The organism is Allobosea sp. P2_B12 (assembly GCF_056404835.1).
This window is the reverse complement of record NZ_JBFUDG010000011.1, coordinates 110,521-136,064: the sequence shown is the minus strand read 5'-3', so window position 1 is coordinate 136,064 and position 25,544 is coordinate 110,521. Positions and strand designations below refer to the sequence as shown.

Annotated in this window: 20 protein-coding genes; 14 read left to right on the top strand and 6 right to left on the bottom strand. The window is 67.6% G+C overall.

Translation table 11 applies throughout. From position 1 onward, the window contains the following. Positions 1 to 25: 25 nt before the first annotated feature. The gene (locus tag AC1DYU_RS21880; protein WP_476793462.1) at positions 26 to 664 is read right to left on the bottom strand and encodes a TetR/AcrR family transcriptional regulator; all 639 of its coding nucleotides are present in this window, start codon (positions 662 to 664) and stop codon (positions 26 to 28) included. Positions 665 to 776: 112 nt separating this feature from the next. Here AC1DYU_RS21880 and AC1DYU_RS21875 point away from each other — a divergent pair, with 112 nt between their 5' ends. Genes AC1DYU_RS21875 through AC1DYU_RS21865 form a run of 3 tightly spaced genes read left to right on the top strand, consistent with a single transcriptional unit; the run spans position 777 to position 6,701 of the window. Then, entirely contained in the window at positions 777 to 2,012 is a 1,236-nt protein-coding gene (locus tag AC1DYU_RS21875) for an efflux RND transporter periplasmic adaptor subunit (RefSeq protein WP_476793461.1), read from the top strand. 5 nt (positions 2,013 to 2,017) lie between these two features. Continuing rightward, positions 2,018 to 5,164, top strand: a complete 3,147-nt coding sequence (locus AC1DYU_RS21870) for an efflux RND transporter permease subunit (RefSeq protein ID WP_476793460.1) — start codon at positions 2,018 to 2,020, stop codon at positions 5,162 to 5,164. 34 nt (positions 5,165 to 5,198) lie between these two features. Continuing rightward, positions 5,199 to 6,701, top strand: a complete 1,503-nt coding sequence (locus tag AC1DYU_RS21865; RefSeq protein WP_476793459.1) for an efflux transporter outer membrane subunit — start codon at positions 5,199 to 5,201, stop codon at positions 6,699 to 6,701. 146 nt (positions 6,702 to 6,847) lie between these two features. Here AC1DYU_RS21865 and AC1DYU_RS21860 read toward each other — a convergent pair whose 3' ends face one another. After that, on the bottom strand, positions 6,848 to 8,155 hold the full coding sequence (locus tag AC1DYU_RS21860; RefSeq protein ID WP_476793458.1) for a hypothetical protein: 1,308 nt from the start codon (positions 8,153 to 8,155) through the stop codon (positions 6,848 to 6,850). A gap of 122 nt (positions 8,156 to 8,277) precedes the next feature. On the opposite strand from AC1DYU_RS21860, the gene AC1DYU_RS21855 reads away from it, so the two are divergent. Next, the gene (locus AC1DYU_RS21855; RefSeq protein ID WP_476793457.1) at positions 8,278 to 9,504 is read left to right on the top strand and encodes a GTP-binding protein; all 1,227 of its coding nucleotides are present in this window, start codon (positions 8,278 to 8,280) and stop codon (positions 9,502 to 9,504) included. Here AC1DYU_RS21855 and AC1DYU_RS21850 read toward each other — a convergent pair. Next, on the bottom strand, positions 9,481 to 10,419 hold the full coding sequence (locus AC1DYU_RS21850; protein ID WP_158485277.1) for a LysR substrate-binding domain-containing protein: 939 nt from the start codon (positions 10,417 to 10,419) through the stop codon (positions 9,481 to 9,483). The two genes, AC1DYU_RS21855 and AC1DYU_RS21850, sit on opposite strands and share 24 nt — an antisense overlap. A gap of 122 nt (positions 10,420 to 10,541) precedes the next feature. Here AC1DYU_RS21850 and AC1DYU_RS21845 point away from each other — a divergent pair, with 122 nt between their 5' ends. The 9 genes from AC1DYU_RS21845 to AC1DYU_RS21805 all read left to right on the top strand — a co-directional run bounded on the left by AC1DYU_RS21845 (position 10,542) and on the right by AC1DYU_RS21805 (position 19,155). Beyond that, positions 10,542 to 11,576 carry an ABC transporter substrate-binding protein gene (locus AC1DYU_RS21845; protein ID WP_476793456.1) on the top strand — a complete coding sequence of 345 codons (1,035 nt, stop codon included), beginning with the start codon at positions 10,542 to 10,544 and terminating at the stop codon, positions 11,574 to 11,576. Positions 11,577 to 11,742: 166 nt separating this feature from the next. Further along, on the top strand, positions 11,743 to 12,786 hold the full coding sequence (locus tag AC1DYU_RS21840; RefSeq protein ID WP_476793455.1) for an ABC transporter ATP-binding protein: 1,044 nt from the start codon (positions 11,743 to 11,745) through the stop codon (positions 12,784 to 12,786). Then, positions 12,783 to 13,649 carry an ABC transporter permease gene (locus AC1DYU_RS21835; RefSeq protein WP_476793454.1) on the top strand — a complete coding sequence of 289 codons (867 nt, stop codon included), beginning with the start codon at positions 12,783 to 12,785 and terminating at the stop codon, positions 13,647 to 13,649. The genes AC1DYU_RS21840 and AC1DYU_RS21835 overlap by 4 nt, the downstream gene beginning before the upstream one ends. Positions 13,650 to 13,818: 169 nt before the next feature. After that, positions 13,819 to 14,619 (top strand): ABC transporter permease, encoded by an 801-nt coding sequence (locus tag AC1DYU_RS21830; protein ID WP_476793453.1) that lies wholly within the window; start codon positions 13,819 to 13,821, stop codon positions 14,617 to 14,619. A gap of 6 nt (positions 14,620 to 14,625) precedes the next feature. Further along, positions 14,626 to 15,759 carry an NAD(P)/FAD-dependent oxidoreductase gene (locus tag AC1DYU_RS21825; protein WP_476793452.1) on the top strand — a complete coding sequence of 378 codons (1,134 nt, stop codon included), beginning with the start codon at positions 14,626 to 14,628 and terminating at the stop codon, positions 15,757 to 15,759. Then, a complete protein-coding gene (locus AC1DYU_RS21820) occupies positions 15,752 to 16,048 on the top strand; it encodes a (2Fe-2S)-binding protein (RefSeq protein WP_476793485.1) in 297 nt (98 codons plus the stop codon). Before AC1DYU_RS21825 ends, AC1DYU_RS21820 begins: the two co-directional genes overlap by 8 nt. Continuing rightward, positions 16,045 to 17,493: an FAD/NAD(P)-dependent oxidoreductase gene (locus tag AC1DYU_RS21815; protein ID WP_476793451.1), complete on the top strand. Its 1,449-nt coding sequence runs from the start codon at positions 16,045 to 16,047 to the stop codon at positions 17,491 to 17,493. The genes AC1DYU_RS21820 and AC1DYU_RS21815 overlap by 4 nt, the downstream gene beginning before the upstream one ends. Continuing rightward, a complete protein-coding gene (locus tag AC1DYU_RS21810; RefSeq protein WP_476793450.1) occupies positions 17,490 to 18,641 on the top strand; it encodes an NAD(P)/FAD-dependent oxidoreductase in 1,152 nt (383 codons plus the stop codon). Before AC1DYU_RS21815 ends, AC1DYU_RS21810 begins: the two co-directional genes overlap by 4 nt. A gap of 166 nt (positions 18,642 to 18,807) precedes the next feature. Further along, positions 18,808 to 19,155: a Rid family hydrolase gene (locus tag AC1DYU_RS21805; RefSeq protein WP_476793449.1), complete on the top strand. Its 348-nt coding sequence runs from the start codon at positions 18,808 to 18,810 to the stop codon at positions 19,153 to 19,155. Between the two features lie 199 nt (positions 19,156 to 19,354). Here the strand turns inward: AC1DYU_RS21805 and AC1DYU_RS21800 are convergent, their stop codons facing one another. The 3 genes from AC1DYU_RS21800 to AC1DYU_RS21790 form a co-directional block, all read right to left on the bottom strand. After that, entirely contained in the window at positions 19,355 to 20,953 is a 1,599-nt protein-coding gene (locus AC1DYU_RS21800; RefSeq protein ID WP_476793448.1) for a gamma-glutamyltransferase family protein, read from the bottom strand. A gap of 241 nt (positions 20,954 to 21,194) precedes the next feature. Continuing rightward, a complete protein-coding gene (locus tag AC1DYU_RS21795; RefSeq protein WP_476793447.1) occupies positions 21,195 to 22,649 on the bottom strand; it encodes a protein adenylyltransferase SelO in 1,455 nt (484 codons plus the stop codon). A 32-nt stretch (positions 22,650 to 22,681) separates the two neighbouring features. Beyond that, complete coding sequence (locus tag AC1DYU_RS21790) at positions 22,682 to 23,125, bottom strand: MerR family transcriptional regulator (protein WP_476793446.1); 444 nt, start codon at positions 23,123 to 23,125, stop codon at positions 22,682 to 22,684. 79 nt (positions 23,126 to 23,204) lie between these two features. Between AC1DYU_RS21790 and AC1DYU_RS21785 the strand changes: the two genes are divergently transcribed. Next, positions 23,205 to 25,544: a heavy metal translocating P-type ATPase gene (locus AC1DYU_RS21785; protein WP_476793445.1), complete on the top strand. Its 2,340-nt coding sequence runs from the start codon at positions 23,205 to 23,207 to the stop codon at positions 25,542 to 25,544.

Genomic DNA, 25,544 nt, shown 5'->3' with positions numbered 1-25,544 from the left:
GCGCGGCTTTAAGCCGGGCCGGCGCTCACGCGAGCGGCGCCACCTCCGCGACCCCGCGCAGAAACACGTCGATGCATTGCCGGGCATGGGCGATGCGGTCCTCGCGCGTCATCAGGTCGTCGCCCGGAAAGCGCTTTACCAGCACGCTGAAGACCATATCCATCAGCATTCGCGCCGCCGTTCCCGGTGGAAAAGACCGCAGGGTGCCGCGCTGCTGCTGGCGGTCGAGCCAGTCCGCGAGCAGCTGACGTGCCGGCGCCGCTCCCTCTTTTGTGATCGCTTCGCCGATCTCGGGGAAACGGTCGGCATCCGCAATGGCGAGCCTGATGAAGGCGAGCCGCTCGCGGTTCTCCACCTCGCCGATATCGAGGCGGAAGATATCGGCCAGCGCCTCGTCCAGTGGCAGGTCGTCATCGGCACGCGGCAGCGCCAGCATCGACTTGCGATGATCGGCGATCATCGCCCGGAACAGGTCGGTTTTAGCCGGGAAAAGCCGGTAAAGTGTCTTTTTCGAGACACCGCAGCGCGCCGCCACCGCATCCATCGTGGTGGCGCCGTAGCCGAGATCGAGGAACAGATCGCAGGCGGCAGCGGCGATGCGCTGCCGCTCTTCCGCGTCCGGTCTCTGCTTCGGCCGCCCGCGCAGGCGCGGCGTCGCGGCCATCGCATCCCCATAATTGTCGATCATTGGCAGTTACCCCTGGAAACATCATGGCGTTTGACAGGGGCAGAAATCAAGCGTTAAGAAACTCACCAGTTTCCTAATGAGGCGCCAGATGCCGATCACGCGAACCGACATTGTCCGGCGCCTCCTGTTCTCGGGGGGCGCCTTGCTCGGTATGGGCCTGGCTGGCTGCAACAGCGAGAAGGCGGCTGCTCCGCCGCCGCAGCCGCAGGCCCAGGTCAGCGTCGTGGTGCTGCGGCCGCAGCCGGTCGCGATCTCAGCCGAACTCCCGGGCCGGGTCGCCGCCAGCCTGGTCGCCGAGGTGCGCCCGCAGGTCGGCGGCCTCATCAAGTCGCGCCTGTTCCGCGAGGGCAGCGAGGTCAAGGCCGGCGATTTGCTCTACGAGATCGATCCCGCGCCCTATCAGGCCGCGCTCGACAGCGCCGTCGCCGCGCTGGCCAAAGCCGAGGCGGCGGTGCCCAGCGCCCAGGCCAAGGTCGATCGCTATCGCGATCTCATCCGCCAGAACGCGATCAGCAAGCAGGACAATGACGATGCCAACGCCGCGCTGGCACAGGCCCAGGCCGATGTCGCCTCGGCCAGGGCGAGCCTCGATACGGCGCGGATCAATCTCGGCTTCACCAAGGTCACTGCGCCGATCAGCGGCCGCGTCGATCGTTCGACGCTGACCCCGGGCGCGCTGGTGACGGCAAGCCAGACCACGGCGCTGACCACGATCCGGGCGCTCGAACCGATCAATGTCGATGTCATCCAGTCGAGCACGAATCTGCTGAAGTTCCGCAGCGCGGTCGCGGAAGGGCGCCTGAAGATCACCGGCCCCAATGTGGCGGTGAAGCTCAAGCTCGATACCGGCGCCGAGTACGCGCAATCCGGCAAGCTCGAATTCGCCGAGGCCAATATCGACCAGACCACCGGCACCTTCACGGTGCGGGCCGAATTCCCCAATCCCGATCGGCTGCTGCTGCCGGGCATGTTTGTGCGTGCCGTGGTGCAGGAGGGCGTCGCCGAGAACAGCTTCCTGCTGCCGCAGCGCGCCATCGGCCGCAACACCAAGGGCGAGGCGACGGCCAAGTTCGTCGGCGCCGACGGCAAGGTCGAGGAGCGCGTGGTCGCGACCTCGCGCAGCGTCGGCAACAACTGGCTCGTCGACAGGGGCGTCAAGGACGGCGAGCGCATCATCGTCGAGGGCGGGCAGCTCGTGCGCTCGGGCCAGACCGTCACCGGCAATGAGGTGACGATCGACGAGGCCAGCGGCGAGCTCAAATCGGCGAACCGTCAGGCTGCGCTCGATTCTGTGCCCGGCAGCGTCCCGGCGCAGAAGAACTGAACCCCATGCTCTCGCGCTTCTTCATCGAACGGCCGATCTTTGCCTGGGTCGTCGCCATCGTCATCATGCTCGCAGGCCTGCTGGCGCTGCGGACGTTGCCGATCTCGCAATATCCGCAGATCGCACCGACGACCGTGGTCATCAGCGCCAATTACCCTGGCGCCGATGCGCAGACGGTCGAGAACTCGGTGACCAAGGTCATCGAGCAGGGCATGACCGGCGTCGACAACCTGCAATACATGACGGCGACCTCGACCTCCTCGGGCAACGCCACGATCACGCTGACCTTCACCAGCGTGGCCAATCCCGACGTCGCGCAGATGCAGGTCCAGAACAAGCTGCAGCTCGTCACAGCGCAGCTGCCGCAGACGGTACAGAGCACCGGCATCACCGTCTCGAAGTCGTCGAACGGCTTCCTGATGGTCGCCGCCTTCGTCTCGAAGGACGGCCGCATGACCACGAACGATCTCGCCGACTATGTCGACTCGACCCTGAACGACACGCTCAAGCGCGTGCCGGGCGTCGGCTCGACCCAGATCTTCGGCTCCGGCTACGCGATGCGGATCTGGCTCGATCCTTCCAAGCTCGAAAAATATGCGCTGATGCCGAGCGACGTCACCGCCGCGATCCAGGCGCAGAATACGCAGGTCTCGGCTGGACAGCTCGGCGGGCTGCCGCAGGTCGCGGGCCAGCAGCTCAACGCCACGGTGACGGCGCTCAGCCGCCTTCAGACCGTTCAGCAGTTCGAGAACATCATCCTGAAAAGCGGCGCGTCGGGCTCGATCGTCCGGCTGAACGACGTCGCGCGCGTCGAACTCGGCGCCAGGGACTACCGCACCTCCACCCGCTACAACGGCCAGCCGACGACCGGCCTTGCGATCAGCCTCGCGACCGGCGCCAACGCGATCGACACCGCCAAAGGCGTCAAGGCCACGATCGAGCGGCTCAAGCCGACGCTGCCCGAGGGGGTCGATGTCGTCTACCCCTACGATACCACGCCCTTCGTGCTGCTCTCGATCGAGAAGGTCGTGCACACCCTGTTCGAGGCGATCCTGCTTGTCTTCGTCGTGATGTTCGTCTTCCTGCAGAACTGGCGCGCGACGATCATCCCGATGCTCGCCGTGCCCGTCGTGCTGCTCGGCACCTTCGGCGTGCTGTCGCTCGCCGGTTATTCGATCAACACGCTGACCATGTTCGCGATGGTGCTGGCGATCGGCCTGCTCGTCGACGACGCCATCGTCGTCGTCGAGAATGTCGAGCGTGTCATGGAGGAGGAGCATCTCTCTCCCAAGAACGCGACGATCAAGTCGATGAGCGAGATCACCGGCGCGCTTGTCGGCATCGCCACGGTTCTCTCGGCCGTGTTCGTGCCGATGGCGTTCTTCGGCGGCTCGGTCGGCATCATCTACCGCCAGTTCTCGGTGACGATCGTCACCGCGATGATGCTCTCGGTCATCGTCGCGCTGGTGCTGACGCCGGCGCTGTGCGCTACCCTGCTCAAGCCGACCAACCACGGCGCGAAACAGAAGGGCGTGTTCGGCTGGTTCAACCGCGGCTTCGAGCGCACGACCAACGGCTATCACCGTGGCGCTGCCGGCATGATCGCCAGGCCGCTGCGCTTTATGCTCGTCTTTCTCGTGATCGGCGGCAGCATGGCCTATCTGTTCTACCGGCTGCCGAGCTCCTTCATCCCCGACGAGGACCAGGGCATCCTGCTCACCAGCGTCCAGATGCCGGTCGGGGCGACGCAGGATCGCACGCTCAGGGTTCTCGACCAGGTCAGTGCGCATTACCGCGAAAAGGAGAAGGACCTGGTCGACGGCGTGCTCACCGTCGCTGGCTTCGGCTTCGGCGGCGAGGGCCAGAATGTCGGCCTCGCCTTCGTCCGGTTGAAGCCCTTCGAGGAACGCGTCGGCAAGCAGGCGACGGCGCAGGCCATCGCCGGGCGCGCCATGGCCGCCTTCCGTTCGATCAAGGATGGCATGGTCTTCGCGCTTGCGCCGCCCGCGATCCAGGGCTTCGGCAACACCGCAGGCTTCGATTTCTACCTGCAGGACGTCGCCGGCGCTGGCCATGCCAAGCTGATGGAGACCCGCAACCAGCTGCTCGGCCTTGCGGGCAGGAGCCAAAGCCTCTCGGGCACGCGTCCGAACGGCCAGGAGGATACGCCGCAATATTCGATCGAGATCGACCAGGAGAAGGCGAGCGCGCTGACGCTGTCGCTGGGCGACGTCAACGCGACGCTCTCCGCCGCCTGGGGCTCGGCCTATGTCAACGACTTCATCGACCGGGGCCGCGTGAAATCGGTTTATGTCCAGGCCGACGCCCCGTTCCGCATGCAGCCCGAGCACGTCGGAAGCTGGTTCGTCCGCAATGCCGGCGGCTCGATGGTGCCGTTCTCGGCCTTCGCGGCGGGGCGCTGGACCTATGGCTCGCCGCGCCTCGAACGCTACAACGGCTCTTCGGCGGTGCAGATGCAGGGCGCGGCCGCGACCGGCGTCAGCTCCGGTGCGGCGATGGACGAGATCGACACGCTGATGAAGCAGATGCCGACCGGCTTCGGCCATGAATGGACCGGGCTGTCTTATCAGGAGCGGCTCTCCGGCAGCCAGGCGGCGGCACTGTACGCGCTTGCGATGCTCGTGGTCTTCCTCTGCCTCGCGGCGCTCTATGAGAGCTGGTCGATCCCCTTCGCGGTCATGCTCTCGGTCCCGATCGGCATCTTCGGCGCGCTCGCCGCCGCGACCTTGTTCGGCCAGACCAACGACGTCTATTTCAAGGTCGGCCTGCTCACCACGATCGGCCTCGCGGCCAAGAACGCGATCCTGATCGTCGAATTCGCGATCGAGCAGGAGGCCGCCGGCAAGAGCCTGGTCGAGGCGACGGTCGATGCGGCGCGCCAGCGGCTGCGGCCGATCCTGATGACCTCGTTTGCCTTCATCCTCGGTGTGCTGCCGCTGGCGATCGCGACCGGCGCCGGCTCGGGCAGCCAGAATTCGATCGGCATCGGCGTGATGGGCGGCATGATCGCGGCGACCATGCTCGGCGTGTTCTTCGTGCCGCTGCTGTACGTGATCGTGGCCGGGACTGTCAGGCGCTGGCGCAAGACCCGTCCTGAGAACGCGGCCAAGCTCCCGGCAGAGGCGCATTGAGGACATGATGCGGATGACGAAGACGGCTTTCGCCATGAACCTCCCCATTCGGTTCGCGCCCCGCCTCGCCGGCCTGCCACGCCTCGCGGGCGTCGGCCTCGTGGTCGTCGCTCTGGCCGGCTGCGCCGTGGGGCCGGATTATGCGGCCCCGGGCCAGTTCCTGCCGACGAACTGGGGCAATGCCCCCAAGACGAAGAAGCCGCTCGAGGCGCGGCAGCTCTCGCAATGGTGGACGAAGCTGGGCGACCCGCGATTGAGCGCGATCGTCGAGCGCGCGGTGGCCGGCAACCTCGACGTCGCCTCGGCCAAGGCGCGTATCCGCGAGGCCCGCGCGACGCGCAGACAGGCTGTCAGTGCGCTCTTCCCGGTCCTCGATGGCGATGCTTCCGCGACCCGCTCGCGCTCCTCGGCCGCGACCTCTGCGAACGGCAACAACGTCACCGGAAACCTGTTCCGGGGCGGCTTCGACGCCAGCTTCGAGCTCGATCTCTTCGGCGCCAATGCCCGCGGCGTCGAGGCCGCGACCTATGGCGCCGATGCAGCCGAGGCGGATCTGCGCGGCGTGCTGCTGACCCTGATCGGCGACGTCGCGACCAATTACATCGAGGCGCGCGGCGCCCAGGCACGAGCCTCGCTCGCTCGCCGCACTGCAGCCTCGCAGCGCGAGACCGAGAAGCTGACCCGCAACAAGTTCACGGCCGGCTCGGCCTCGGCGCTCGATGTCGAGCGTGCCGCCGCGCAGGCGGCGACCACCGAGGCGGCGATCCCGACGCTGGAGGCCGCCTACGCGCAAAGCCTGCACCAGCTGGGCATCCTGACGGGCGAAGCGCCGACCGCGCTCGCCGGCATCCTTGGCAAGGGCGGCCCGATCCCCTCCGCCCGCGGCACGCCGCCCGCCGGCATCCCGGCCGACGTCCTGATCAACCGCCCCGACGTGCGTCGCGCCGAGCGCCAGCTCGCCCAATCGACCGCCCGGATCGGCCAGGCGGAAGCGGCGCTCTATCCGCGCATCAGCCTGACCGGCAACATCGCCACGAGCGCGCTCAAGACCGGCGACCTCGCCAAGAACTCCGCGATCGGCTGGTCGTTCGGCCCGACCCTGAGCGTGCCGATCTTCAATGGCGGCGAGTTGCGCGCGGCGGTCGAGGTCGCGGAAGCCCAGCGCGACCAGTCCGACGCGGCCTTCCGGCTGGCGGTGCTGACGGCATTGCAGGATGTCGAGAATTCACTGGTCAACCTCTCCAAGGAGCGGGTACGGGCGGGCAAGCTTTCCTCTGCCGCCGCCTCCTTCCGCGAGGCTGCGCGGCTCTCGCGCTCGCTCTACCAGTCCGGTGCGGCGAGCTTCCTCGATGTGCTCGATGCCGAGCGCTCGCTCTACAGCGCCGAGGACACGCTGCTGCAGAGCCGCGTCGCGACGACGTCGAATTTCGTCGCGCTGAACAAGGCGCTCGGCGGCGGCTGGGACAAGCCGGTCGAGGTCGAATTGCCGCGCGTGATCGACACCAATACCGGCCCGCATCTGCGGGCGGCTTATTAGGTCGAACTGGTTTGGTCGGAACCTTGCCGTCATCCTGGACAAGCCGCGAAAGCGGCGCAGCTCCGGGATCCATCGTAGGGCGCCGGAGCCCTACGATGGATCCCAGGACGACCTCCGGCCGCCCATGTGACGGGACGTTTCTGCGATCAGCCGCCTGACGCACCGCCGGCGATCACCGTCGGCTTGCCCTCGACGGGCAGGTCGAGGCCTTGCTGCAGGCTGTCGAGATTGTATTCGCGGATCCGCCCCTGCGTCGGATCGCTGACGAAGGCACTGGCGCCGATGACGGCGAGGTTCGGCGTCGGCGTCTTCGCGCCATAGGCGCAGTCGAAGGCCGGCACCGCGTCGAAGCTGGCGATCTCCTTCCAGGCGGGCGCGATCTCGTAGATGCGCAGCTTGCCGTCGGCGGTGAGATTGGCGAGCCGCTTGCCGTTGGACGAGACCTCGAACTGGCAGGCGCCCTGCTCGCCGGGCACTTTCAGGACATCGGCCTCCGACAAGCTGGCCGCAGCCGGATCGATGCGCAGCAACGCGTCGTAAGGTGACTTCAACCCGTAATTTCCGACCAGATGGCGTCCGCCGCCGCCCTTGATCGCGCTGGTGCGGCGTCCGTCCGGATAGGCCAGCTTGTGCGCGGCAAAGTTCCTTCCATCCCGCCGCAGCACGAGAACGCCGCCGCCTTCGCCCTCGGCGCAGCCGAAGACATGCGTGTCCTTGAGAGCGGCATGGCCGTGGAACAGCCGGCAGGAGGCATCGGCTTTCGTCGTGTCGTTGATCCTGAAGACGGGCTTCCAGCTCTCGGGCTTTCCCGTCGTGTCGAGGATCTCGAACCCGTCGGGACGCGACGAGGCACTTCTGTCCTCGCCCTTGGCGTAGACGGGGTTGGGCACAGAGACGAGGAGCCGGCGCTTGCCGAGCGGGATCGCGATGCCGTGCTGCGGGGCGGGGCTCTTCCAGACGATGGATCTGGGGGATTTGCTCCCGAGGCTGGCGAGGTCGAGCAGGACGACCTTGGGGTCGCTCTTCCGCAGCCAGGGCCGCTCGCCGTCATAGAACAGCGCGATCTGGCCCTGCTCCGAGACGACATGAGCGGGCTTGTCGCCGGTCACGACAAGGTCGAGCAGCCGGGGCGTTAGCTTCTCGACATCGTCATGGTCGCCATGGGATTCGCGCGCCAGACCACTGTCGAGAATCCGAATCGTCCCAGCCTCCTCGCCCGTCTTGACGACGACATGGCGGCCGTCGCCAGCGGTCGCCAGCCCGGCATTCGGCAGCGGCACGGGAAAGCTGTGGGTGGTCTCGCCGCTGTCGAGATCGAGGATGCGCAACACCGGCTTGTCGTGGTCGGCGAAGACCAGGCGCCCGCGCAGGACGGCATGGTCATGGGCCTGCGCGGTGCCGAGCGAGAGCATCGCACCGGTGGCCAGAGCGAGGGGACGGAAGGAGTTGGTCACGGGACATCCTGTGCGGTTCGGAAGGACCTTGCGGCGGGGCGATCTGGCCCGCCGCGGTCGCGGTTGACAGAAATGAAATGTTATACTGTAACAAAATATCATTTCAAGACGGACCTGATCCCATGCCTCACACAGACCTTCTCGACCGCCGCCTGCCCGTGACCGTGCTCTCGGGTTTCCTCGGCGCCGGCAAGACGACGCTGCTGAACCACATCCTCAACAACCGCGAGGGCAAGCGGGTCGCGGTCATCGTCAACGATATGAGCGAGGTGAACATCGACGCCGATCTCGTTCGCGACGGCGGTGCCGGCCTGTCGCAGACGCAGGAAAAGCTCGTCGAGATGAGCAATGGCTGCATCTGCTGCACGCTCCGCGACGACCTGCTCACTGAGGTGCGCCGGCTCGCCGCCGAAAAGCGCTTCGACTACCTGCTGATCGAGGGCACTGGCATCGCCGAGCCGCTGCCGATCGCGGCGACCTTCTCCTTCCGCGACGAGGACGACCATTCGCTGGACGATGTCGCGCGCCTCGACACGATGGTCACCGTCGTCGATGCCCTCAACCTGCTGGCGGACTATGACAGCCGCGATTTCCTCGCCGATCGCGGCGAGACGGCGGGCGAGGGCGATGCGCGCACGCTGGTCGATCTCCTGGTCGAGCAGATCGAATTCGCCGATGTCGTCGTCATCAACAAGATCGGCGAGGCGACGCCCGAGCAGCGCGAGAAGGTCCGGCAGGTCGTACGCGGCCTCAATGCCGATGCCCGCATCGTCGAGGCCGATTTCGGCCGCGTCCCACTCGATTCCGTGCTCGACACGAAGCTCTACAGCGAGGAGCGATCGCAGGAACATCCGCTCTGGCACAAGGAGCTGTTCGGCTTCCGCGACCATGTCCCGGAGACCGAGGAATACGGCATCCGCTCCTTCGTCTACAGGGCGCGGCGACCTTTCCACCCGGCGAGGCTCCATGCTCTGCTGGAGCAGCGCCTTACCGGCGTCATCCGCGCCAAGGGGCATTTCTGGCTGGCGACGCGGCCGCGCTGGGTGGGCGAATATTCGCTGGCGGGCCGCATCACGCGGACGGAGGGCATGGGCAGCTGGTGGGCGGCGGTGCCGAAGGATCGCTGGCCACGTTCGGAGGAGTTCGCCTCGCTGATGCGCCGGCACTGGTCGCAAACCTGGGGCGACCGCCGCCAGGAACTCGTCTTCATCGGGACGGCCGAGATGGACGAGGCCGCGATCCGCGCCGCGCTCGATGCCTGCCTGGCCGGCAGCCCGGCGACCGGGATGACTCCAGGCCTGCTCGCGCTCGACGACCCGTTCCCGTCATGGGACAGGCAGGCCGCCTGACGGCTCTGCTGCAATCGCGTCGCGGTCAGCCATCGCTTCGACCGCGGCCTTCACCTTCTGGACGAAGCCGAGCGCCAGCGTCGAACGCAGGCGCCCGGCGCCCCAGACGACGCCGACATCATAGTGGATTGAGGGTCGGAAGCGCCGCGCGACGACGCCGCGGCCATGATACTCCGCCGCCGTGAACGGATCGACGATCGAAAGCCCGGCACCGGCTGCGACGAGCGAACAGGCAATCATCGACAGCGGCGTCTCGACGCGCGATCGGCGGCTGATACGTGCCGCGGCGAAGACGGCGTCGGTATAGTAGCGCATCGGCGTCGACTGTTCGAGCAGCACGAAGGGGTCATCCGCGAAATCCTGCGGCTCCAGCACCTCTTTGCCCGCCAGGCGATGGCCTTCGGGAATGACTGCGAGGCCGGGAACCGGCGCCATCGCCTCGACCTCGATGTTCGGGAAGTCGAGCGGGGACTGGGCGAAGCCGACATCGCAGAATCCACTGGCGACCCATTCCATCACCTGCGACGAGATGCTCCCGTAGATCGAGACTTCGAGACCCGGCTTCTCCTTCAGGAAGGCGCCGACGATGCGCGGCAGGAAGCCGACATTGAAGGTCGGCAGCGCCGCGATCCGGAGCCGGCCGGCTTCGCCCTCGCGCAGTTGTCGCGCAGCGCTCTCGATGCGATCCAGCCCGACGAACTGCCGCTCGACCTCCCGATATAACGAAAGCGCCTCGTTGGTGGGGACCAGCCTGGTTCCGCGGCGTTCGAACAGCGTCAGGCCCAGCGCATATTGGAGATCGTGGATCAGCCGCGTGACCGCCGGCTGGCTGATATGCAGCGCGCGGGCAGCCGAAGTGATGCCTCCGGTGACGATCACGGTCCGGAAGGCTTCGATTTGGCGAGGGTTCAGCATGGCATTCCAGGGTTGGATGCCAATCATAACATTTCGGTATGTCTTCCGCGAATCATTCGATTTGACCAGTTCCAGCCTGTCGCAGAACCTTCACCATCACTCGAAAACGAGGAGGGGATCCCGTGAAGATTGCCGTTACATTCGCCTTGGCCGCCAGCACCGCGCTCGTCGCATCGGCCGCCTTCGCCCAGCAGAAGACGATGTTCGTGGCCGGCTATGGCGGCTCCTATGAGCAGACCATGCGCAAGGACGTGATCCCGGCCTTCGAGAAGCAGGCCAACGTCAAGATCGAATACGTTGCCGGCAACTCGACCGACACCCTCGCCAAGTTGCAGGCGCAGAAGGGCAACCAGCAGATCGATGTCGCCATCGTCGATGACGGCCCGGCCTATCAGGCGGTGGCGCTCGGCTTCTGCGGCACGCTGACCGACGGCCCCGTCTACAAGGACGTCGCGCCGGTGATGAAGTTCAAGTCCAACAAGGGCGTGGGCCTGGGCCTCGTCGGCACCGGGCTGTTCTACAACAAGAAGGTCTTCGACGAGAACAAGTGGCCGGCTCCGACCTCCTGGAACGATCTCAAGTCGAAGACCTATGGCAAGAAGATCGTCACGCCGCCGATCAACAACACCTATGGCCTGCATGCCCTGATCGCCTTTGCCCAGCTTGGCGGCGGCGGCGAGAACAACATCGAGCCCGGCTTCGAGGCCTTCAAGAAGGACATCAACCCCAACATCATCGCCTATGAGCCGTCTCCGGCGAAGATGACCGAGCTGTTCCAGAACGGCCAGGCCGTGCTCGGCGTCTGGGGCTCGGGTCGCGTCAAGGCCTTCGCCGACACCGGCTTCCCGGTCGAGTTCGTCTACCCGAAGGAAGGTGGCTATGCGCTCGGCGTCGCAGCCTGCCCGATCGAGGGCTCCAAGAACGCGGCGGAGGCGAACGCCTTCATCCAGTTCATGCTCTCGCCCGCAATCCAGAAGGTGATGGCGACCGGCGCCGGCTTCGGCCCCGCCAATACAACCGTGACGCTGACCACCGACGAGCAGAAGGGCCTGCCCTATGGCGAGGACGTGAAGAAGCTCAAGGCGGTCGACTGGGACGTCGCCAACGCCAAGCGCGAGGAGTGGACCCGGCGCTGGAACCGCGAGGTCGAGCGGTAAGGCAATCTTTCGTCATTCTCGGGCGCCGCAAAGCGGCGACCCGGGAATCTCGTGACGCGAAAGCGCTGCGTCATGCTCGGGCGTGACCCGAGCACCTCCGTCCTGAGATGGTCGGGTCAAGCCCGACCATGACGCCCCCGCTCAAGCAGAAATCGTTCGAAAACCCATGTCGCATCTCGTCCTCGATGGCCTGACCAAGCGCTTCGGCGGCTTCACCGCCGTCGATGCCATGAACCTTTCGGTCGAGCGCGGCGAGTTCGTCTCGCTGCTCGGCCCCTCGGGCTGCGGCAAGACCACGACGCTGCAGATGATCGCCGGCTTCGTCGATGTCGATCGCGGCGGCATCAGGCTCGATGGCGCCGACCTCGTCTCCGTCGCGCCCAACAAGCGCGGGCTCGGCATCGTGTTCCAGAGCTATGCGCTGTTCCCGCATATGACGGTGGCCGAGAACATCGCCTTCGGGCTGGAGATGCGCGATGTCTCCAAGCCTGACCGCGACAAGCGCACGCTCGCCGCGATGGAACTTGTCGGGCTCAAGGGCTTCGCCGACCGCTATCCGCGCCGCATGTCGGGCGGCCAGCAGCAGCGCGTCGCGCTCGCCCGTGCGCTCGTCATCAAGCCGGCGCTGCTCCTGCTCGACGAGCCGCTGTCGAATCTCGACGCCAAGCTGCGCGAGGAAATGCAGGGCGAGTTGCGCCAGATCCAGCGCTCGGTCGGCACCACCACGGTCCTCGTCACCCATGACCAGCACGAAGCGATGGCGCTGTCGGACCGCATCGTGCTGATGAACCAGGGCCGCATCGAGCAGATCGGCGCGCCCGACCAGGTCTATGACCGCCCCGCCAGCGCTTTCGTCGCGAGCTTCCTCGGCAAGACCAACGTGCTCGCCGGCACCGGCGACGGGCAGGGCTCGGTTGCGATCGGCGATCTCGTCCTGCCGCTTCCCGGCGCCGGCAAGGGGCCGCTGCAACTGGCGGTGCGGCCGGAGCGCCTATCGATCGCGGCGGCCGGCGAACCCGGCCTCGAGGCCCGCATCCTGGGCCGCATCTTCCAGGGTACGCATTGGCTGTTGAGCGCGCAGAGCGCGGCGGGCGCGCTGACGCTGATGCGCGGCAATGACGGCGCGGCGGTTCCCACCGAAGGTGAGACCGTCCGTCTGCGCTTCAACGCCACCGACGCGGCACTCCTGCCCGGCGGGGCGACGCCATGAGCCTTGCCGTCACCGAGCGCAACGCGCCCTTCCTGCTGACCGGGCCGGCCCTACTGGTCTTCCTCGGGCTGGTGATCATCCCGCTCGGCATGACCGTGCTGCTCTCCTTCTACGATTGGGGCCAGTACAAGGGCATCGTGCCGGAGTTCACGCTGAAGAACTGGATCGAGGTCTTCACCGACAGCTATTTCTTCGAGATCTTCCTGCGCACCTTTCGCATCGCCATCCTGGTCACGCTGGCGTCGATCGTCATCGGCGTGCCCGAGGCCTACATCCTCAACCGGATGGCCCCGGCCTGGCGCAGCGCCTTCCTGCTGGTGGTGATCGGGCCGCTGCTGGTCTCGGTCGTGGCGCGCACGCTCGGCTGGGCCTTGCTGCTGGGCTCGACCGGCCTCGTCAACCAGGGCCTGATCGCGCTCGGGCTGATCACGACCCCGCTGGAATTCATGTTCACCGAGACCGGCGTGGTCATCGTGCTGATCCATGTGCTGATCCCCTTCATGATCCTGGCCGTCTGGGCCTCGCTGCAGCGGCTCGATCCGCAGATCGAGAATGCGGCGCTGTCGCTCGGTGCCAGCCGGCTGACGATCTGGCGGCGCGTGATCCTGCCGCAGATCGTGCCGGGCATCCTCTCGGGCTCGATCATCGTCTTCTCGCTGGCGGCGAGCGCCTTCGCCTCGCCCGCGATCATTGGCGGCCGCCGGCTGAAGGTTGCAGCCACGCTGGCCTATGACGAGTTCCTGAACACGCTGAACTGGCCGCTCGGCGCGGCGGTGGCGACCCTGCTGCTGCTCGCGCTCGTGCTGATCACGGTCGGCTCCAACCGGCTGATCGAGCGCCGCTACGCACAGGTGTTCGAATGAGGCGCAAGACCACAAACCTCAAGCGCGCCGTCATCCCGGGCGGAGCGCAGCGCAGACCCGGGATCCATTCCGGAGCGTTTACCGCTGAGGTTCAGGAATGGATCCCGGGTCTCCCTTCGGTCGCCCGGGATGACGGCGCTTTTTCTGCTGAAGGCGGGAGGTGCTTCACATGAGGCGCAACAGCCTGCCCGCTCTGATCTTCCACGGCCTCTTCGTCGTCTTCATGCTGGCGCCGCTGCTGATCGTCTGCATCGTCGCCTTCACGCCCGAGGGCTATCTCTCCTTGCCGACGCGCGGCCCGAGCCTGCGCTGGTTCAAGGCGATCTTCGACTATCCCGAATTCATCCGCGCCTTCCGCGACTCGCTCTGGCTGGCGGCGCTGTCCTCGACCATCGCGATCATGCTGGCGGTGCCGGCCGCGCTCGCCATCGCGCGCTATCGCTTCCCCGGACGCGAGGCGATGACGACGCTGTTCATGTCGCCGCTGATGGTGCCGCATGTCGTGCTCGGCATCGCCTTCCTGCGCTTCTTCACCCAGATCGGCATTTCCGGCACCTTTGTCGGCCTGGTGCTGAGCCACATCATCGTGGTGATCCCGTTCGCGCTGCGGCTGGTGCTCGCCGCCTCCTACGGCATCGACCGGCGCATCGAGCACGCCGCGATCTCGCTCGGTGCCGGCACGAGCACGGTCTTCCGGCGGGTGACGCTGCCGCTGATCCTGCCCGGCGTCGTTTCCGGCTGGTTGCTCGCCGCGATCAACTCCTTCGACGAGGTCACGATGACGGTGTTCATCGCCTCGCCGGCGACAGTGACGCTGCCGGTGCGGATGTTCCTCTACGTCCAGGACAATATCGACCCCCTCATCGCCGCGGTCTCCGCCTGCCTCATCGCCATGACCGCGGCGCTGCTCTTCGCGCTCGACCGGCTGTTCGGGCTCGACCGTCTCTTCGTCGGATCCGGAAAGGGCTGACAGGCCGTGACTACGCAGAAATCCATATCGGAAGCCGATATCGTCGTGGTCGGCGGTGGCGTCGTCGGCGGCGCGATCGCGCTCGGCCTGGCGCGCGGCGGCGCCCGCGTCACCATCCTCGACGAGGGCGATGTCGCCTTTCGCGCCTCGCGCGGCAATTTCGCGCTGGTCTGGGTCCAGTCCAAGGGGCTGGGCATGCCGGAATACGCGATGTGGTCGCGCCGCTCGGCCGAGCAATGGCACCAGCTTTCCGGCGTGCTGAGCGAGGAGGCCGGCATCGACGTCGCCCACAGCCAGCCCGGCGGCTTCATGCTCTGCCTGTCCGAGGCCGAGCTGGAGCAGCGCCGCCACACCATGCAGCGGCTGCACAACCAGATGTCGCTGAGCGATTTCCCCTATGAGATCCTCGACCATGACGAGACGAAGCGCCGCCTGCCCGATATCGGCCCCGATGTCGTCGGCTCGGTCTACAGCCCGCTCGATGGGCATGTGAACTCGCTCAAGCTGTTCCGCGCGCTGCGCGACGCCACGCAGCGGCGCGGCGTCGACTACCGCCCCAACTGCACCGTCGACAGCATCACGTCAGACGCGGGCGCCTTCCGGCTGAAAGGCGCCTTCGGCGAGATTGCGGCGGGCAAGGTCGTGCTCGCAGCCGGCCTCGGCAACGCCCGGCTCGCCCCCATGGTCGGCCTCGACGCGCCGGTGAAGCCGAGCAAGGGCCAGATCATCGTCACCGAGAAGACGGACGCCTTCCTGCACAACCCGATGGTCACGCTCCGCCAGACCGACGAGGGCGGCATCATGATCGGCGACAGCCAGGAGGATCGCGGCTTCGACACGGTCGTCGGCCAGCCGATCCTCTCGGTGATGGCAGAGAGGGCAGTCCGCATGTTCCCGCGCCTCGCCGGGCTCAACGTCGTGCGCTCCTGGTCGGCGCTGCGCGTGATGAGCCCCGACGGCTTCCCGATCTACGACCAGTCGCTGAGCCACCCCGGCGCCTTCGTCGTGACCTGCCATTCCGGCGTGACGCTGGCCGCCAACCACGTCCTGACGCTGGCGCCCGCCATTCTCGCGGGTGGACTGCCCGAGACGCTCGATGCCTTTTCCGCACGGAGGTTCCATGTTCCGGCCCATGCATGAGCTGAAGGCGGCCGATGCGCTCGCTTTCACCTTCGACGGCCGCGCCCTGACGGCGCGCGCGGGTGACACGGTCGCGGCCGCGCTGCTCGCCAATGGCGTCCAGGCCTGCCGCCAGACGCCGGTCTCGGGCGCGGCGAGGGGGCCTTACTGCATGATGGGCGTCTGCTTCGACTGCCTCGTCGTCATCGACGGCGTCGGCAACCGGCAGGGCTGTCTCGTGCCGCTCCGCGAGGGCATGCGGGTTGAGACCCAGGTCGGGCGCCGCCATCCCGACGGGGCCGAGTCATGATCACGCTCACCGCCATCGATCATGTCGCCGAGCATTACGACATTGCCGTGGTCGGCGCCGGCCCGGCCGGGCTTGCCGCCGCCGCGCGCGCCGCTGAACTCGGCCTCTCCGTCCTGCTGGCCGATGAGAACCCGGCGCCGGGCGGGCAGATCTACCGCGCCGTCACCACGACACCGGTCGCCGACCGCAGCATTCTGGGCGAGGATTACTGGAAGGGCGGGGCGCTGGTCACCCGGCTGGAGCGGACGGATACGCATTACGCGCCGGGCTGCACGGTCTGGTCTGTCGCGCCCGACGAGGCCGGCGGCTTCGAACTCGGCCTGTCGCTCGGCGGGCAGGCGCGGCTGGTTTCCGCCAGCCAGATCATCCTGGCGACAGGCGCGCAGGAGCGGCCATTCCCGATCCCCGGCTGGACCTTGCCCGGCGTGATGACGGCCGGCGCGGCGCAGATCGCTCTGAAAAGCTCCGGCCTTGTGCCGAGCGGGCGCACCGTGATCGCAGGCTGCGGCCCCTTGCTCTATCTGCTCGCCGACCAGCTCGCGGCGGCCGGAGCCAACATCGTCGCCGTGCTCGACACGACGCCGCGCCGCAACTGGCTCTCGGCGCTGGCGTCTTTGCCGGATTTCCTGCTCTCGCCCTATCTCGCCAAGGGCTTGAAGCTGATGATGGAGGCGCGCCGCAAGCTGCCGTTCAAGACCGGCGTCACGGCGCTGGCGGCCGAGGGCACCGACACCGTGACGAGCGTGAAGGTCACGCGCGGCGGCGCCACCGAAACCATCGCCTGCGACGCGCTGCTTCTGCATCAGGGCGTCATCCCCGGCATCAACCTCTCGAACGCGGCCGGCTGCGCGCAGCATTTCGATACTGAGCAGCATTGCTGGACGCCGACGGTCGATGACTGGTTCGGCTCCTCGATACCGGGCATCGCGATTGCCGGCGACGGGGCCGGCATCGGCGGTGCCGAGAGCGCGGCCTTGCGCGGCGAGATCGCGGCGCTGGACGCCGTGTGCCGGCTCGGCCGCCTCAGCGAGGCACAGCGCGACGAGAAGGCCGCGCCAATCCGCGCCGAACTTGCCCGCAGCCTGCGCGGCCGCCGCTTCCTCGACCTGCTCTACCGACCAGCCGAGAGCTTCCTCGCGCCCCCCGCCGACGAGACCATCATCTGCCGCTGCGAGGAGGTCACCGCCGGCCAGATCCGTGACACCGCCCGCCGGCTCGGCGTCACCGGCCCCAACCAGATGAAGGCCTTCCTGCGCTGCGGCATGGGGCCGTGCCAGGGCCGGCTCTGCGGGCCGACGGTGGTCGAGCTGATCGCGCAGGCACACAAGGTGTCACCCGCGGAGGTCGGCTATTATCGTCTGCGTCCGCCGGTGAAGCCGATCACGCTGGGCGAGCTCGCGGCGCTGCCGCCGAGCGAGGCGGCCGTCAAAGCGGTGGTGCGGTGAGCGCAAAGGGCCGCAGCGCCGATGTCATCGTCATCGGTGGCGGCATCCATGGCTGCTCGACGGCACTGCATTGCGCGATGCGCGGGCTCTCCGTGATCCTGATCGAGAAGGACCATGCCGGCCGGCACGCCTCGGGCGTCAATGCCGGCGGGGTGCGCCAGCTCGCGCGCCATGTCGCGGAAATCCCGCTCTCCAATGCCTCGATGGCGCTCTGGCACAAGATCGAGGATCTCGTCGACGATGATTGCGGCTTTACCTGCGACGGGCAGGTGCTGGTCGCCGAGGATGACGACGACCTCGGCAATTGCCGCGCCCGCGTCGACGATTTGACCCTGCGCGGCTTCCATCACGAGGAACTGATCGACGCCACCGAGCTGCGCCGGCTGGTGCCGGCCGTCTCTGAGACCTGTCCCGGCGGAGTCGTCTCGCGCCGCGATGGCGCCGCGATTCCCTTGCGCGCGACGCAGGCCTTCAGGCGCAAGGCGGAAGCGCTCGGCGCCGATATCCGTGAGGGCGTGCGGGTCACCCGCGTCAGCCGCGATGGAACGAACTGGCGGGTCGAGACCAGCGATGGCACCTTCCTCGCACCCCGCATAGTCAATGCCGCCGGCGCCTGGGCCGATCGCATCGCCGCCGATCTCGACGAGCCGGTGCCGCTCGAGGTGATCGCGCCGATGCTGATGATTACGGCCGCGATGCCGGCCTTCATCAGGCCGGTGGTGATCCTGCGCAAGCGCAAGCTCTCCTTCAAGCAGTTCGCCAACGGCACCGTGCTGATCGGCGGCGGCTATCTCGGCCGCGCCATCCGCGACGAGAACCGCACCGTGCTCGACTGGGGCAAGCTCGCCACCAACGCCAGAACGGTCTGGGATCTGTTCCCGATCATGCGCGGCGCCCCGATCGTGCGCGCTTGGGCTGGGATCGAGGCACGCATGCCCGACGATCTGCCGGTCTTCGGCCCCAGCGCCCGGCACGAGGGCGTCTACCACCAGTTCGGCTTTTCGGCCCATGGCTTCCAGCTCGGCCCCGGCGCGGGCGCCGTCATGGCCGAGATCATCGCGACCGGCGCCAGCAATGTGCCGATCGACGGGCTCGGCATTGCACGATTCGGGTCCATGAACGGGAGCGATGCCCGACTTGCCTCGTGACCACCGCTGTCATCCCGGGCGACCGAAGGGAGACCCGGGATCCATTCCGGAACCTCTCCGACAAGCGCTCCGGAATGGATCCCGGATCGGCGTGGCTGTCGCCGCTTGTCCGGGATGACCGCGTAATTTCCATGATCGCCATTTTATCCCAAGCAGGAGAATGACCATGACCATCAAGCGCAGCATCAAGACCCCGATCCAGAACCGCATCGTCGAGACCGGCAATCTTGTCTTCGTCGGCGGCTGCATCGCCGACGACACCACCCAGTCGATGGGCCCGCAGACCCAGAACATCCTGACCAAGATCGAGGGCTATCTCGGCGAGGTCGGGCTCGACCGCAAGGCGATCGTCGCCTCGCAGATCTTCGTCACCGATCTCTCCCAGAAGAAGGAGATGGACGCCGCCTGGACCGGCTTCTTCGGCGACGATTTGCCGACCCGCGCCACCGTCGGCGTCGCCGATCTCGGCGGCGGCGCGATCATCGAGATCGTGGTCACGGCAAGCCGGGGCTGAGGCTTTCGACGACACGGGATGGCGGTGACTTCGCTCAGAAGCGCGCCGTCATCCTGGACAAGCGGCGCAGCCGCGCAGCTCCGGGATCCATCGCAGGGCAGTACGGCGCTCTATGATGGATCCCGGGTCGACCTGCGGTCGCCCAGGATGACGGCGTGTTTCCTCGCCAACGCGGCACGCTCCGGCCTCACGAGCTGCCTCACACCGCCACGACATACCCATCCCGGCGCGGGTCTGCCGCGCCGGTCATCACGCCGGTCGCGGGATCGACCGCGACCGCCTGCATGCCGCCGCACTTCATCGTCCAGCCGACATCGAAGGCCGTGATGTCGTGGCCACGCTTGCGCAACTCCGCGATCGTCTCCGGCGCGATCCGGTTCTCCGCCTCGATCGCCCGCCCGTCCCAGAGCCGCGAGCGCGGCGCCTCGATCGCCTCCTGCAGCGGCAATCCGAAATCGAGATGCTGCACCATGGCCTGCGTCTGCGTCTGCATGATGCCGTAGCTGCCGGGCGTGCCGAGCGCGAGCACCGGTTTGCCGGCGCGCGTCGAGATGCTGGGCGACATGCACATCGGCAATTCGTCGCCGGGCCTGGAGCGGTTGGGGCTGCCGGGCTGGACGTCCGACCAGTACAGGAAATTGTTGAGGCAAAGCCCCGTGCCCGGCACCACCACGCCGCTGCCGAAGGGGCTGCCGAGGCTGTTGGTGATGCAAACCAGATTGCCCTCCGCATCCGCTACCGAGAAGGAGGTAGTATGCGCGGGATCCTCGCCGGCCTGCGGCGTCCATTGCTCGGTCGGGCCCTCGACCGGCACGCCGTCTCCGAGGCGCGCACGAAGATTTGCCAGCGAATCTTCGGAGAAGATCGCGGCCAGCGTTTCGGGTGAGGGGTTGTTCGAGGCGATCCGCACGCCCGCCGCGAGCCTGATCGCGCGGTAGACCAGGTCGAGATGCTCCGGCCCGTCCTTCGGTAGCCCTGCGAGATCGAAGCCTTCGAGCAGCTTCAGGCTGAGCAGGAACTGGAAGGCCTCGCAGGCCGGCGGCGGCACATGGATGTCGAGCCCGCGATAGGACACCGCTAGCGGCTCGCGCCAGCGCGGCGCCACGGCGGCCAGGTCCTCCATCGTCATCAACCCACCGAGCGACTGGAGATGGCTGACGACGCGCTGCCCGAGCTCGCCGCGATAGAGATGGTCCGGACCCTTGGCGGCGATCTCGCTGAAGGTCCGCGCCAGATCGGGCTGGCGCAGTACCTGGCCGATCTTCACCGGCCCGCCCTCGGGCAGATAGGTCGCGGCGAAGCTGGGATAAATCTCCGGCCAGGCCTCAAGCAGCGGCGCCTGCTCGTTGAACTCGGCGACGCCGAATTCGGAGAGCGCGAAGCCGTCCCGCGCCAGCGCGATCGCCGGCGCCAGGATCTCGGTGAGGGGCTTTCGGCCATAGCGCGAGGCCAGCTCGCACCAGCCGGCGAGGTTGCCGGGCGCTGCCACCGCATGCGCGCCGCGTTCGAGGTCGGAGCGTTGCGAGAAGCGGTCTGACGGGAAGCTCTTCGGGATCGGCGGAACGAAATCGAGCACGCGCACGCGGCGCTCAGTGGCAGACCACAAGGTCGCCGAGCCCATGCCCGACAGGCTCGACATGAACGGCTCGACCACGTTCAGCGCCGCGGCCGTCGCCGCGATGGCATCAAACGCGTTGCCGCCCTGGATCAGCAGCCGCGCCCCTGCCTGCGCGGCGAGCGGATGGGCGGCGGCGACCATGCCGTGGCGGGATTGGATCGTCGGGCGGCGGCCATGCATCGTCAGTCGTCCTTGCATTCGGGCGTCGTTAGGCTGGCGAGATCAGAGCACAATTCGCCGGCTGGGGAAGGCCGTCGCCGCGACATTTTTGGCGCGGCTGCTGGCGCCCCGCGCATGGCGGGCGCTGGGCGAGATCGATACCTTTGAGCACCTTGAGATCACCAAACCCCTCCGGACCTTTTGGTCCGGTACCGGCGGCGCGCCCGGTACATCGTCGTTTGGGAGGTGGTCGCCGCGCGACTCAGGTGCCGCAGAAGGTCGCGATCACCCGCTCATGCTGCTGCGGTGGGGCCTCATAATCGGACAATTCCGGCCGCTCCTCGAAGGGCCGTTCCAGCACCGCAAGAAGCGTCTCGAAGGGTGTGAAGTCGTCATGCTCCTGCGCCGCCGCGATCGCGGCCTCGATCCGGTGGTTGCGAGGAATATAGGCGGGATTGACCGCGAGCATCGCACCCCGCGCCGTGCCAGCACTGCGCTCGCGCCAGCGCGTCAGCCAGCCATCCAGGGCCGGATCGTTCTCAAGCGCCGTGCGCAGCGGTTCCTCTCCCGCAAGCCCCGCATGCAACCGGCTGAGATGGCGGAAGCTCAGGGTGAAATCGGCCAGATGCACCGCGAGCAGGCCGAGGAATTCGGCGCCGAGCACGGTGTCGGCCTCGCTGTCGCCGGGCAGGCCGAGCTTGCGCGCGATCCCGGCATCGTATGCGGCCTGATAGCGCGGCGCAAAGGCGCCGAGCGCGTTCTGCGCGATGGCGATCGCCTGGTCGGTATCGGGCGCCAGCAGCGGCAGCAGGGTCTCGGCCAGCCGGGTCAGGTTCCACAGCGCGATGCTGGGCTGGTTGTCATAGGCATAGCGCCCGCCGCGATCGATCGAGCTGAACACGGTCGACGGATCGTAGGCATCAAGAAAGGCGCAGGGGCCGTAATCGATGGTCTCGCCAGCGATCGAGACATTGTCGGTGTTCATCACGCCATGGATGAAGCCAACCAAGAGCCAGCGCGCCACCAGATCGGCCTGCGCCGCGATCACCGCTTCGAGCAAGGCGAGACACGGGCTCGCCGCGCGGGCCGCCTGCGGATAATGCCTGTTGATGACATGGTCGGCCAGCAGCCGCAGCGCCTCGACATCCTGCCTTGCAGCGAAGAACTGGAAGGTGCCGACGCGGATATGGCTCGCGGCGACCCGCGTCAGCACCGCGCCCGGCAAGGCCTGTTCGCGCATGACGACGCCGCCGGTCAGGACGAAGGCGAGCGAGCGCGTCGTCGGGATACCGAGCGCGGCCATCGCCTCGCTGACGACGTATTCGCGCATGACCGGACCCAGCGCCGCGCGCCCGTCGCCGCCGCGCGAGAAGCGCGTCCGCCCGGCGCCCTTGAGCTGGATGTCGCGGCGTGTGCCGGCGCGGTCGACGACCTCGCCCAGCAGGATGGCGCGCCCGTCGCCGAGCTGCGGCGTGAACTGCCCGAACTGGTGCCCGGCATAGGCTGTCGCGATCGGCGTCGAACCCTCCGCCACCGCATTGCCCGCCAGCACCTCGACCCCCTCGGGGCTCGCCAGCCAGTCCGGATCGAGCCCGAGCTCGGCAGCCAAAGCGAGGTTGAGCCGCACCAGACGCGGCTGAGGCACCACGGTCGGAATGGTCGGCGCATGGAAGCGCTCTGGCAGCCTTGCGTAGCTGTTGTCGAACGCAATGTTCATCGCGCGCTCCTCTTCGTCGTGTCCGAGTGCGTTTAGTGTCGCTCGTGCCGGCATTGGCTGTGGTCCGCCAGCGCCTCGATGATCGCGCAATCGCAGGCCGCGACGCCGCCCGAGCAGGTCGCGGCGATGCGCTCGAGCTCCTTTTCCAGCGAGCGCAGCCGCGCGATCTTGTGCCGGACCTCGTCGAGATGGGCGACCGAGATCGCATGGGCCTCGTCGCAGGCCATGCCGGGATTGTCGGAGAGCCGGAGCAAGGCGCGGATGCCGTCGACCGGAAATCCGAGATCGCGCGCATGCTTGATGAAGGCGAGCCGCTCGACATGAACGCGGCCATAGCGGCGCTGGTTGCCCTCGGAGCGTTCCGGCTGCGGCAGAAGACCGACCTGCTCGTAATAGCGGATCGTCTCGACCTTGACGCCGGTTCGGTCCGACAGCGAGCCGATCGGCATGACGCGCTCGGCGATTTTCGCGTCCATCGTCATTTTACCTCTTGAACCTGAAGTGGCTAGAGGTCGTATCTAGGGTGTCTCGCAAGCCTTGCAAGCGGAGATGACCATGACGACGACCCCCGATTCGAGCGGCGAGACCGTGAACTCGCAGAGTTTGAGTTGGAAAATCGGCGGCATGGACTGCGCGAACTGCGCGGCGACGATCCGCGGCGCAGTCGAGCGACTGCCCGGCGTCAGCGAGGTCAAGCTCTCGGTGATGAGCGAAACCATGACGCTGGCGCTCGACGAGAGCCGGACAGATCGCGCGGCGATCGAGACGCGCGTCGCCAGCCTCGGCTACACCACCGTCGCACTGGCTGCGAAGGCCGCCCCGCCGTCGACGCCTGCGAAGGCGGACGGCTGCGGCTGCTGCGGGCATGACCACGGCGACCACGATCACGATCATCATGACCACGGCCACCATGGACACGACCACGCGCATGCCGGTCATGATCATGCGCCAGCCGCCAGCGCAAAGGCGGCGGCCGATTCCGGCCATGGGATGCCCGGCCATGTCCATGAAGCGACGCCCGATGGCATGTCCTGGTACCAGACCGGCAAGGGCCGGCTGGTGCTGGTCACCGGCGTCTGCCTCGCTGCGGCCTGGGCGGCGAGCCTCGCCTGGCCGGCGGCGGCGCACTGGGCCTTTGTCGCCGCCTGCCTGATCGGCATCGTGCCAGTGGCGCGCAAGGCCTTTGTGGCGGCCAGCGCCGGTATGCCTTTCACCATCGAGATGCTGATGACCATCGCCGCCACCGGCGCATTGTTCATCGGGGCGGCCGAGGAGGCGGCGCTGGTCGTCTTCCTGTTCGCGGTCGGCGAGGTTCTGGAGGGCGTCGCCGCCGACCGTGCCCGCGCCTCGATCCGGGCACTGGGCGATCTCGTGCCCAAGACCGCGATCATCGAGGAGAACGGCGAAACGCGCACCGTCGATGCGGCAGGCCTCGCGATCGGCCAGATCGTGCTGGTGCGCCCCGGCGACCGCATCCCCGCCGATGGCGAGATCACCGACGGCATCTCCGGCATCGACGAGAGCCCGGTCACCGGCGAATCCGTGCCCAAGACCAAGGGCGTCGGCGACCCGGTCTTTGCCGGCTCGGTCAACAGTGAGGCGGCGCTGCGCGTGCGCGTCACCAAGGCGGCGGAAGACAACACCATCTCGCGCATCATCCGGCTGGTCGAGGAGGCGCAGGAGGCGCGCGCTCCGACCGAGCGCTTCATCGACCGCTTCTCGCGCATCTACATGCCGGTCATCGTCGGCCTCGCCGTGCTGGTCGCGATCGTGCCGCCCCTGCTGTTCGGCGGCGAATGGCCGGTCTGGATCTACCGGGCGCTGACCCTGCTGCTGATCGGCTGCCCCTGCGCGCTCGTCATCTCGGTGCCGGCCGCGATCGCCGCCTCGCTCTCGACCGGTGCGCGCCAGGGCCTGCTGATGAAGGGCGGCGTCGTCATCGAGGCGGCCGCCCGGACCGGCATCGTCGCCTTCGACAAGACGGGCACGCTGACGCAGGGCCTGCCACGGGTGACCGAAATCGTCGCATTGGGACGTTCGGAGCGCGAGGTCGTCGAACTGGCGGCCTCGGTCGAGACCGGGTCGAGTCACCCGCTGGCGCTGGCGATCATCGAGCGCGCCAGGGCCGACACGATCCCGCTGCGCAACGCGATCGAAGCAAAGGCTATCGCCGGCCAGGGTGTCACAGGCACGCTCGACGGCGTCGCTATCTTCGTCGGCGCGCCGCGCCATGCGCTCTCGCGCGCGGCCTTCGACGACCAGGCCAACGTCGCCGTCGAGCAATTGGAAAGCGCCGGCAAGACCGTCGCCGCCGTGATCGCCGATGGCATTCTCGCCGGGCTGATCGCGATGCGCGACGAGCCGCGCGAGGATGCGGCGCAAGGCATCGCCGAGCTGAAGGCCCTGGGCGTTCGCTCGCTGATGCTGACTGGCGACAACGCGCGCACGGGTGCCGCCATCGCCGGCTCGCTGGGCATGGAGCACAAGGCCGAATTGATGCCGCAGGACAAGGTCACGGCGATCAAGGCGCTCTCCACCGGGGCCTCGGTCATGATGGTCGGCGACGGCATCAACGATGCGCCGGCGCTCGCCGCCGCCGGCATCGGCGTGGCGATGGGGTCGGGCACCGACGTCGCGCTGGAGACGGCCGATGCCGCGATCTTGAAGAGCCGTGTCCGCGATGTCGCCGCCATGATCCGGCTGGCGCGGGCGACGATGAGCAACATCCGCGTCAACATCGCCATCGCGCTCGGACTCAAGGCTGTGTTCCTCGTGACCACGGTCTTTGGCTACACCGGGCTCTGGGTCGCAATCCTGGCCGACACCGGCGCGACGGTCATCGTCACGGCCAACGCGCTGAGGTTGCTGCGCTTCAACGCTGACCGGGCTGGCTAG

What these genes read in the sequence shown, in the direction of transcription:
- AC1DYU_RS21815 (WP_476793451.1), top strand. Translation starts at nt 16,045, where the DNA reads ATGATCACGCTCACCGCCATCGATCATGTCGCCGAGCATTACGACATT.
- AC1DYU_RS21850 (WP_158485277.1), bottom strand. Translation starts at nt 10,419, where the DNA reads ATGCTGAACCCTCGCCAAATCGAAGCCTTCCGGACCGTGATCGTCACC.
- AC1DYU_RS21805 (WP_476793449.1), top strand. Translation starts at nt 18,808, where the DNA reads ATGACCATCAAGCGCAGCATCAAGACCCCGATCCAGAACCGCATCGTC.
- AC1DYU_RS21830 (WP_476793453.1), top strand. Translation starts at nt 13,819, where the DNA reads ATGAGGCGCAACAGCCTGCCCGCTCTGATCTTCCACGGCCTCTTCGTC.
- AC1DYU_RS21820 (WP_476793485.1), top strand. Translation starts at nt 15,752, where the DNA reads ATGCATGAGCTGAAGGCGGCCGATGCGCTCGCTTTCACCTTCGACGGC.
- AC1DYU_RS21835 (WP_476793454.1), top strand. Translation starts at nt 12,783, where the DNA reads ATGAGCCTTGCCGTCACCGAGCGCAACGCGCCCTTCCTGCTGACCGGG.
- AC1DYU_RS21875 (WP_476793461.1), top strand. Translation starts at nt 777, where the DNA reads ATGCCGATCACGCGAACCGACATTGTCCGGCGCCTCCTGTTCTCGGGG.
- AC1DYU_RS21855 (WP_476793457.1), top strand. Translation starts at nt 8,278, where the DNA reads ATGCCTCACACAGACCTTCTCGACCGCCGCCTGCCCGTGACCGTGCTC.
- AC1DYU_RS21785 (WP_476793445.1), top strand. Translation starts at nt 23,205, where the DNA reads ATGACGACGACCCCCGATTCGAGCGGCGAGACCGTGAACTCGCAGAGT.
- AC1DYU_RS21840 (WP_476793455.1), top strand. Translation starts at nt 11,743, where the DNA reads ATGTCGCATCTCGTCCTCGATGGCCTGACCAAGCGCTTCGGCGGCTTC.
- AC1DYU_RS21870 (WP_476793460.1), top strand. Translation starts at nt 2,018, where the DNA reads ATGCTCTCGCGCTTCTTCATCGAACGGCCGATCTTTGCCTGGGTCGTC.
- AC1DYU_RS21800 (WP_476793448.1), bottom strand. Translation starts at nt 20,953, where the DNA reads ATGCATGGCCGCCGCCCGACGATCCAATCCCGCCACGGCATGGTCGCC.
- AC1DYU_RS21865 (WP_476793459.1), top strand. Translation starts at nt 5,199, where the DNA reads ATGAACCTCCCCATTCGGTTCGCGCCCCGCCTCGCCGGCCTGCCACGC.
- AC1DYU_RS21880 (WP_476793462.1), bottom strand. Translation starts at nt 664, where the DNA reads ATGGCCGCGACGCCGCGCCTGCGCGGGCGGCCGAAGCAGAGACCGGAC.
- AC1DYU_RS21790 (WP_476793446.1), bottom strand. Translation starts at nt 23,125, where the DNA reads ATGGACGCGAAAATCGCCGAGCGCGTCATGCCGATCGGCTCGCTGTCG.
- AC1DYU_RS21795 (WP_476793447.1), bottom strand. Translation starts at nt 22,649, where the DNA reads ATGAACATTGCGTTCGACAACAGCTACGCAAGGCTGCCAGAGCGCTTC.